Raw genomic sequence first — 377 nt, forward strand, 5'->3', positions numbered from 1 at the left:
TATCCTAATGGGAGTTACATACATTTCGGCCCATTGTTCGATCAAATGATGGCTATTATCTCCCTGATTCTTGGAATGGGACATCCAAGTTCTCATCTTGTTGACACTGTTGGAGCCTATTTCCCTGCAGTGCTAGGGGCCGTTATCGTCATTCCGGTTTATTATATAGGAAAATACCTGGGAGGGCATAAGACAGGGATTCTGGCTGCAATTCTGATTGCGTTTGCTCCGGGACAATTTCTAACCCGTTCAATGATTGGCTTCACAGACCATCATGTTGCAGAATCGCTATTCAGTACACTCTTTATGATGTTCTTCATGCTGGCTTTGATTTCGGCTAAGGAAAGAAAGCTGCGTTTTGAAGATGTGTTTAATAA

Annotated in this window: 1 protein-coding gene; it reads left to right on the forward strand. The window is 42.7% G+C overall.

Features of this window, described 5'->3' with window-relative positions; genetic code table 11:
- Positions 1–377, forward strand: a 377-nt coding sequence (locus ASJ81_RS15790; protein ID WP_275112570.1) for an STT3 domain-containing protein, incomplete at both ends; no start/stop codon positions are given.

The sequence above is a fragment of the Methanosarcina spelaei genome (genome assembly GCF_002287235.1).
GTDB lineage: Archaea > Halobacteriota > Methanosarcinia > Methanosarcinales > Methanosarcinaceae > Methanosarcina > Methanosarcina spelaei.